The organism is Nocardioides sp. (assembly GCF_041600255.1).
Classification (GTDB): Bacteria; Actinomycetota; Actinomycetes; order Propionibacteriales; family Nocardioidaceae; genus Nocardioides.
Genome location: NZ_JBFIKK010000143.1, coordinates 1 through 7,554, shown reverse-complemented (window position 1 = coordinate 7,554; position 7,554 = coordinate 1). Strand labels below are relative to the sequence as shown.

The window sequence follows — 7,554 nt, the reverse complement described above, 5'->3', positions numbered from 1 at the left end:
TGACCGGTGGAGCTGCGGTCGCGTTCATCCTCTCCGGAGACGGCCCCGGGTCGGGTGCTCTCGAACGCCTCGCCCTCTGGCCGGTGCTGATCGGCCTGGCGACGTTCGCGTGGACGCAGGCCCCGTGGCGGCGTTCCCGAGCGCGATGAGCGACCGTCGCCGGGATGGCAACCCGGCTGGGCGCCCCTACTGGTCCAACTCCTGCTCGCCGCCATGCTCGCCAGCACCAGCCTGCTCGCCGTGGCCTGGATCGGCGGCTACAACGGAGTCGGGATCCTCCCGCCCCTGCCCACGGCTCTCGGCCTGCACGAGACCGCCGGGGTCCCGAGTGAGCCCGTCACCGTCCACGGCGAGCCCGGCGTCGCCACGGTGGCGGCTGCCAACGCTGTCACCGGGGGGATCAACGGCACGCTCACCAGGTACGACGCCTCCGGCACCCCGGACGGGATCGGGCCGGGCGACGGGACGTCGGAGTTCTACGGCAGCAGCGCCCACCTGTCGTTCTGGGCGCTGACGGCCCGCAGCACGCCGCCTGGGTCGCGGTCCGGGTCGTACCTCTGCTGGGTGCGGCCGTCGTCTGGGGGCTGCTCCTCCTCCTGGTCCGCGACATCCGGCGCGGACACGGGTTCACGACACGGGCGGCCCGGCGCATCGCCGGCATCGGGCTGCTGGTCGCCGTCGGCCTGGTGCTGATGGTCGTGGCGCTCGCCTGGCGGGAAGCCGCGGGCATGCGGCGCGACCTCGAGGGGCTGGTGTGAGTCCCGCGGCGCCCGACGACGCCCACGGCATCGTCTGCACGCTCGACGACGTGCTCCGCGAGCGCGGGATGACCCTGACCGAGCTCGCCGAACGGGTCGGGGTGACGATCGCCAACCTGTCGGTGCTGAAGAACAACCGAGCCAAGGCGATCCGCTTCTCCACCCTCACCGCGATCTGCGAGACGCTCGACTGCGACGTCGGCGATCTGCTCCGGATCCGCGGGTGATGTGGCCGCCGAACCCCCGCCGCGGCCCGGATCGGCGTACGGTGGGAGGACTCGGGACTTCCACCACCACGTCAGGCACCCCGTGCATCCCTGCCTCAGCCCTGCCCATGCCGAGCCGAAGCACGCCACGCAGATCCATCGCCACGCCGCCCCGCGGCCCCGGCTCGCCACGATCATCCGCCGGGTCTCGCTGAGCCTGCTGATCGCCTGCGTCATCCCCGCCACGCTCTTCTACGCGGCCTTCGTGGTCGCCGGCGTCTGGTGGGCGATGGGCGTCGCGCTGGGGTGGTCGTACGGCGCGATCGCCTGGCGGGCGCTGACTCGGCGGCGTACGTCGGGGCTGCTGGTGCTGGCCGCCCTGATGCTCACGGCACGTACGGCATTCGCCCTGTTCACCGACAGCACGTTCGTCTACTTCCTCCAGCCGATCATCAGCGACGGCGCCGTGGCGAGCCTCTTCCTGCTCTCGCTGCTCAGCGCCCGACCGATGGTCGCCCGCCTGGCCGGGGACTTCTACCCGATGGACCACGAGCTCGCGATGCGTCCGCGGGTGCGCCGGCTCTTCCGGAACCTGACCCTGCTCTGGGCGTTCCTCGGGCTCGGCAAGGCGGTCGGGATCCTGTGGCTGCTCGAGGCGACCTCGTTGGAGACCTTCGTGCTGGTCCGCAGCATCACGCTGCTCTCGGTCAACCTGCTGGCGGCGGCGGCCACCATCGGCCTCGCCGTCCTGGTGGCGCGCAAGGAGGGCCTGCTCGGGCCCGCCGTCGCGCCCGCCCTGACCCCGGCCCTCGTCCCCGTGTTCGCACCGACGCGCTAACCCGAACCGCACGCACCTGCGCGACCGCCGGTTCGAGGCCGCCGACCGGGGCACAATGCAGAGCAATGACGCCGCCAGAGCCCGACCTCACCGACTGGTTCCTCACCCGTGAGGGCCGGCGCAACCCGGACACCCGCCTCGACACGCGGCACCCGGAGGGTCGAGCCTGGTCCGAGGGCAACCGGGTCCGCCCCCTGATCGACGGAGCGGCGTACTTCGCCGAACTCCACGAGCGGCTCGAGGCCACCGGCGAGGGTGACCTGGTCCTGGTCGTCTGCTGGGAGGGCGACGGTGACCAGCGGCTCACCGACGATCCCGACAGCGAGGTGGCGGAGGTGCTCTGTCGTGCGGTCGGTCGAGGCGTCGACGTGCGCGGCCTCTTCTGGCACTCCCGGGTCGCCGCCGTGGGCGGGGCGGAGGGCGACAACCTCAGTCTGGGCGAGCGGCTCCAGGAGCGGGGGGCCGAGGTCCTGCTCGACCTGCGGGTCCGCAGCGCCGGCTCGCACCACCAGAAGTTCGTCGTGATCCGGCACCGCGACGACCCGTCGCGCGACGTCGCCTACGTCGGTGGCATCGACCTGTGCCACTCCCGCCGCGACGATGCCGAGCACGCCGGCGACCCGCAGGTCTTCGAGATCGCCGACGAGTACGGCGAGACCCCGGGCTGGCACGACGTCCAGGCAGCCGTCACCGGGCCGGCCGTCTTCGACGTCGAGACCGTCTTCCGGGAGCGTTGGGAGGACCCCACCCCGTTGACCCGCAGCCCGCTCGGCTGGCTCGACCGGATCCGTGGCGTCGACCTGCAGCCCTCGCCGCTGCCCCCGCAGGCCGACCCGCCGCCCTCGCCGGAGGGTGGCCGGCACCTGGTCCAGCTGCTGCGCACCTATCCCCGGCTCGGGGTGACCCGGCACTACGCCTTCGCGCGGCAGGGTGAACGCAGCGTCGCACTCGGCATCACCCGGGCGGTGGAGCGTGCCGAACACCTCGTCCACGTCGAGGACCAGTACCTCTGGAGCCCGCGCGTCGGACGGCTCTTCGCCGCCGCCCTCCGCGACCGGCCCGACCTGCGGGTCGTCGCGGTGGTCCCCCGGTTCACCGACCTGACCGGCATGCTCGGTCGGACTCCGCAACAGCTGGGTCGCCACCGAGCGCTCGCGCCGATGCTCGAGGCGGCACCCGAGCGGGTCGGTGTCTACGGCATCGAGAACGCCGCCGGGCTGCCGGTCTACGTGCACGCCAAGGTCTGCCTCGTCGACGACGCCTGGGCCTCCATCGGCTCGGCCAACCTCAACCGGCGCTCCTGGACCCACGACTCCGAGCTGACGGTGGCCGCGGTCGACCCGGACGGCACCTTGGTCGCCGACCTGCGTCGCCGCCTCGCCGCCGAGCACCTCGGCTGCGACCCGGACGAGGTGCCCGATGGCCCCGCCGAGCTCTTCGCGGCGTACGCCGACGCAGCCGGCCGACTGGACGCCTGGCATGCCGCGGGCAGGCAGGGCCCCCGTCCGCCGGGCCAGCTGCGTCGGCTGTCGCTGCCGCCGCTGGGGCCGGTCACGCGGACGCTCGCCTCGGTGCCCTACCGGTTCCTGCACGACCGGGACGGCCGCGGGTGGCGGATGCGGCTGCGCAACCGGTTCTGAGCGGGCGCCCCGGAGCGTCCCCGCCGGGGCCTACCCTTCTGCCATGACTCGCGTGACCTGCACCGTCGAGAACGGCATCGCCCATGTCCGGCTCGATCGACCCGACAAGCTCAACGCCCTCACGCTGGACACCCTGGACGAGCTGGTCGCCACCGCTCGACGCCTGCGGGCCGACAGGAGTCTGCGTGCGGTCGTGCTCGCCGGCGAGGGCGACGCCTTCTGTGCCGGGCTCGACTTCAAGGCGGTGCTGAAGCAGCCGCGCCGGATCGTCACCAGTTTCACGCCGCGGCCGTGGCGCGGCACCAACACCTTCCAGGAGGCCTGCTGGGCCTGGCGCCGGCTCCCGGTGCCGGTGATCGCCGCCGTGCACGGCCACTGCCTCGGGGGCGGGCTGCAGATCGCCCTGGCCGCCGACTTCCGCTTCGCGACGCCGGACTCGCAGTGGTCGGTGCTCGAGGGCAAGTGGGGGATCATCCCCGACATGACCGGCATCCGCAGCCTGGCCGAGCTGGTCGGCATCGACACGGCCAAGCGCCTCACCATGACCGCCGAGACCGTCACCGGCAAGGAGGCGCGCGATCTCGGTCTGGTCACCGAGCTCGACGCCGACCCGGTGGCCGCCGCGGTCGCCTTCGCGGAGCGGCTCAAGGGTCGCTCGCCCGACCAGCTGGCCGCGGCCAAGCGCCTCTTCAACGACACCTGGACCTCCAGCCCGCGCCGGACGTTCGCGCGGGAACGGATCGAGCAGGCGTGGCTGCTGGCCGCCCACAACACCAAGGTCGCCCGGGAGGCCGCCTTTGCCGCGGCCGCGCCGGTCTTCGCCCCGCGGGGTCGATGAGGTTCCAGCGCACCCTCGCCCTCGTCGGCGTGGCCCTGGTGTGGCTTGCCCTGGGGCCGTGGGTGCTCCTCGCGGTGGCCGCGCTGCTCCTCGTCCCCCGGGTGCGGTACTGGCTCTGGCCCACCCGTGAAGTGGTCGCCGGCTGGGCGGGAGCGGTGGTGGCGGCGACCGTGCTCGTGGTCGCGGTCCCGGACGGCTGGCTGCCCGTCCCGACCGGGTCGGGCGCCCTGGTCACCGACTCGTACGTCGGTCGGCCGACCTTCCGTCAGCCGCTGCGGCTGGAGATGCCCGCCCACCCGGGGCTGGCCGCCGACGGCGCCGGCACGTCGTACGACGCCTGGTCGAGCGGGGCTTCCCCCGGCGGCGGCCCGGTGGGGGAGTCGCCCCGGGTGGCGACCGGCTGGTTCGGCTGGGAGAGCTGTGCGGAGCTGCACGTGGACCGCCACGACCGTCTGGTCGCGGTCTGCGGGCGAGGCTCCGGTCCACGGGTCCGGGTGCTCGACAGTGACTCGCTGCGCCCCCTGGCGACCAAGGTGCTCCCGGAGGCCGACGTGCCCTCCGAGGACCGGTGCGGCCGCGCGTCGTACCTCGACGACGACGACCGGGTGGTGCTGGCGACCGCCGATCGGCGGGTCTTCGTGGTGGACACCGACGACGCCGAGGGCAAGCCCGACCTGACCACGGTGGCCGTGCACGACCTGGGCGACGTGGTGCCCGGCGAGGACTGCGTGGTGGACCTGGTGCCGGACTGGTCCGGCCGGATCTGGTTCGCCACCCTGCTGGGCCGGGTCGGGGTCGTGCCGTACGGCGGCGGCGTGGCGCGGGCCCTGCACCTCGACGAGCCGATCGAGCACGCGATCTCGGTGGACGCCGAGGGCGGGGTCTACGTCGCCACCGTCGAGGCGATGACCCGGGTGACCGCACCCCGCGACGGCTCGCCGACGGTGACCTGGCGGGCGCCGTACGACCGTCCGACCACCCCGACCCTGCTGCCCGACGACCTGCTCGCCACCACCGACCAGGCCGGGGACCGGCTTGACGTGGTGGTCCTGCGTCGCGCCGACGGAGAGCCGGTGTGTCGACGGGCGGTCACCGCGGACGGCGAAGGCAGCACCTCGGTCTCGCTGGTGTCGGTCGGCAGCGGCGTCGTGGTCACCAACACCCACGGGGCCGGAGGGCCGCTCGGCACCCGTCTGGGGATGACCGGCGACGGCGGTCTGACCCGGGTCGACGTCGCGGGCGGCGACTGTGCGATCAGGTGGCGATCGGACCAGGTGGTGCCCGGCACGACCCCGGCGCTCTCGCAGCGCACCGGCCTGCTCTACGCCTCGACCAAGCCGCACAGCTGGTGGGGTGTCAACGCGTGGTACCTGACCGCGATCGATGCCCGGACCGGACGCCGGGTCTTCTCGGTGCGCACCGGACGGAGCAACCGGCACGCGACCACGCCGGGCGGGCTCAGCCTGGGGCCGGGCGACGCGGCGTACCTCGCCACCCGGTCCGGACTGGTCCGGGTGCAGGACAAGCAGGTGGCCGGTCAGGGGTAGCTGATGCCGGTGGTCTGCTCGCTCAGCTCCCACAGGCGCCGCTGCGCGTCCTCGTCGTAGGAGAGCCGCGAGCTGCTGACGACCTGCGGCAGCCCGGCCATCTCACCGAGCCCGCTGGGCCCGCAGTACGTCGCCCCCGGCAGGTCCGCGGTGGCCGCCATCAGGGTCGGCCAGGCGCCGGCCTCGGCCGACTGCGAGATCGCCTTCATCGCCGCGTCCAGGATCGAGGCCCGACCCCCGGACGCACGCCCGTACTGACCGTTCGCGGCCAGGTGGGTGCCGGAGTGGCCGGGATGGGCGGCGAGTGCCTTCACCGGCACCTCGGCGGCGCGGGCCCGGCGGTCCAGCTCGTAGGTGAAGAGCAGGTTCGCCAGCTTCGTCTGACCGTAGACCGGCCAGCGGGAGTAGCGGCCGCGTTGGCTGCGCGGGTCGCCGAGCGGCACCCGGCGGGCCACCCGGTGCATGTGCGAGGCGACGGTGACGACGACCCCGGCCCGGCTCGCCACCAGCTGGCCGAACAGCAGCCCGGTCAGCAGGAACGGGCCGAAGTGGTTCGTGGCCATCTGGAGCTCCAGGCCGTCGGCCGTGCGGTGGTACGGCGTCCCCATCACGCCGGCGTTGTTGACCAGGACGTCGATCGGGCCGAGCGCGGCCAGCTCGACGGCGGCGCGGCGTACCGAGGAGAGGTCGGAGAGGTCGATTTGCGCCAGCACCAGGTCGGCCTCGGGCACCTCGGTGAGAATCGCTCTCCGGTCGTCCTCGAGCTTGGCCGGGGTACGGCCGGCCAGCACGACCCGGGCGCCGTGCCGGGCCAGCTCCAGGGCGGTGTGGTGGCCGATCCCGCCGCGGGTCGTGCCCGTGACGACGATCGTCCGGCCGCTCTGGTCCGGCAGGTCCGCCGGACGCCAGACGTCCACCTCGACCTTCACGGGGTGGTGGTGAGGTTCGCGACGATCTGTTCGCCCAGGGTCTCGTCGCCGCTGATCCGGACCGCGCCGGGCGCCGGGCGGCGGCCTCCGGCCAGGCAGATGAACGACTCGCGGTCCATGCTGAGGCTGACCGTGGGGTCCTCGGGGACCTCGGGCAGGCGCTCGCCGCGGCCGGCGTCGTTCACCGTCCAGGCGACCGGGTCGCTGCCCTCGAGGGTGAGCACCGCGACCGTGCCCGCCGGGGCGCCGACCTTCTTGCCGAGCACGAACCCGAAGCTCTCGGCCAGGTAGTCGGCCGTGTGCCGGGCGCCCGGGGTGTCGAGCCCGCCGGGCAGGCCGACGGCGCGACGGATGTCCTGCTCGTGCATCCAGATATCGAGCGGACGGTTGCGCAGCAGGGTCTCCCAGTTCCACGGGACTCCGCCGAAGATCCGGGCCGGCATCGCCGAGCCGTCGGTCGGCGGGTCGGCGAGGAGGGCCGTGTGGCGGGAGGTCGCGGCGGAGCGGATCTCGTTGATGATCTCGTCCGGGGTGGCGTCGCGGCGTGCGACCACGCCCTGCTCGGTGTAGAGGCCCATCAGCGACGAGACGTGGGCGGGTTCGCCGACGTCGACGGTCTCCTCGGGGGCGCCCGCCAGGATGCCCTCGAGGTGGGCGACGTGGGAGGCCACGGCCTTGACGTCCCAGCCGGGGAGATCGGTGGGGGTCGACCACTGATCGGCGGGCAGCTTCTCGAGCAGGAGGGTGAAGTCGTTGATCGTCTGCCACCAGACGTCGATGTGGCCGGCGAGGCGTTCC

8 protein-coding genes are annotated in these 7,554 nt (G+C 73.6%); 6 read left to right on the top strand and 2 right to left on the bottom strand.

Annotated features, from left to right (window positions below; genetic code table 11):
* The first annotated feature begins 213 nt into the window (after positions 1–213).
* The 6 genes from ABZE72_RS14330 to ABZE72_RS14305 all read left to right on the top strand — a co-directional run bounded on the left by ABZE72_RS14330 (position 214) and on the right by ABZE72_RS14305 (position 5,827).
* On the top strand, positions 214–693 hold the full coding sequence (locus tag ABZE72_RS14330; RefSeq protein WP_372729710.1) for a hypothetical protein: 480 nt from the start codon (positions 214–216) through the stop codon (positions 691–693).
* 94 nt (positions 694–787) lie between these two features.
* Positions 788–985: a helix-turn-helix domain-containing protein gene (locus ABZE72_RS14325; RefSeq protein ID WP_372729711.1), complete on the top strand. Its 198-nt coding sequence runs from the start codon at positions 788–790 to the stop codon at positions 983–985.
* Positions 986–1,067: 82 nt separating this feature from the next.
* A complete protein-coding gene (locus ABZE72_RS14320) occupies positions 1,068–1,802 on the top strand; it encodes a VC0807 family protein (RefSeq protein ID WP_372729709.1) in 735 nt (244 codons plus the stop codon).
* Positions 1,803–1,867: 65 nt separating this feature from the next.
* Positions 1,868–3,442: a phospholipase D family protein gene (locus ABZE72_RS14315; protein WP_372729708.1), complete on the top strand. Its 1,575-nt coding sequence runs from the start codon at positions 1,868–1,870 to the stop codon at positions 3,440–3,442.
* Positions 3,443–3,485: 43 nt separating this feature from the next.
* Positions 3,486–4,280 (top strand): crotonase/enoyl-CoA hydratase family protein, encoded by a 795-nt coding sequence (locus tag ABZE72_RS14310; protein WP_372729707.1) that lies wholly within the window; start codon positions 3,486–3,488, stop codon positions 4,278–4,280.
* Entirely contained in the window at positions 4,277–5,827 is a 1,551-nt protein-coding gene (locus ABZE72_RS14305) for a hypothetical protein (RefSeq protein ID WP_372729706.1), read from the top strand. The genes ABZE72_RS14310 and ABZE72_RS14305 overlap by 4 nt, the downstream gene beginning before the upstream one ends.
* On the opposite strand, the gene ABZE72_RS14300 is transcribed toward ABZE72_RS14305, so the two are convergent.
* Positions 5,818–6,756 (bottom strand): oxidoreductase, encoded by a 939-nt coding sequence (locus ABZE72_RS14300; RefSeq protein WP_372729705.1) that lies wholly within the window; start codon positions 6,754–6,756, stop codon positions 5,818–5,820. The two genes, ABZE72_RS14305 and ABZE72_RS14300, sit on opposite strands and share 10 nt — an antisense overlap.
* The coding region (locus ABZE72_RS14295; protein WP_372729704.1) for a maleylpyruvate isomerase family mycothiol-dependent enzyme at positions 6,753–7,554 on the bottom strand (802 nt) is incomplete at its 5' end. The genes ABZE72_RS14300 and ABZE72_RS14295, both read right to left, overlap by 4 nt.

Excerpts from the sequence above, each read along its gene's own strand:
- ABZE72_RS14305 (WP_372729706.1), top strand. The coding sequence starts at position 4,277 with ATGAGGTTCCAGCGCACCCTCGCCCTCGTCGGCGTGGCCCTGGTGTGG.
- ABZE72_RS14330 (WP_372729710.1), top strand. The coding sequence starts at position 214 with ATGCTCGCCAGCACCAGCCTGCTCGCCGTGGCCTGGATCGGCGGCTAC.
- ABZE72_RS14315 (WP_372729708.1), top strand. The coding sequence starts at position 1,868 with ATGACGCCGCCAGAGCCCGACCTCACCGACTGGTTCCTCACCCGTGAG.
- ABZE72_RS14310 (WP_372729707.1), top strand. The coding sequence starts at position 3,486 with ATGACTCGCGTGACCTGCACCGTCGAGAACGGCATCGCCCATGTCCGG.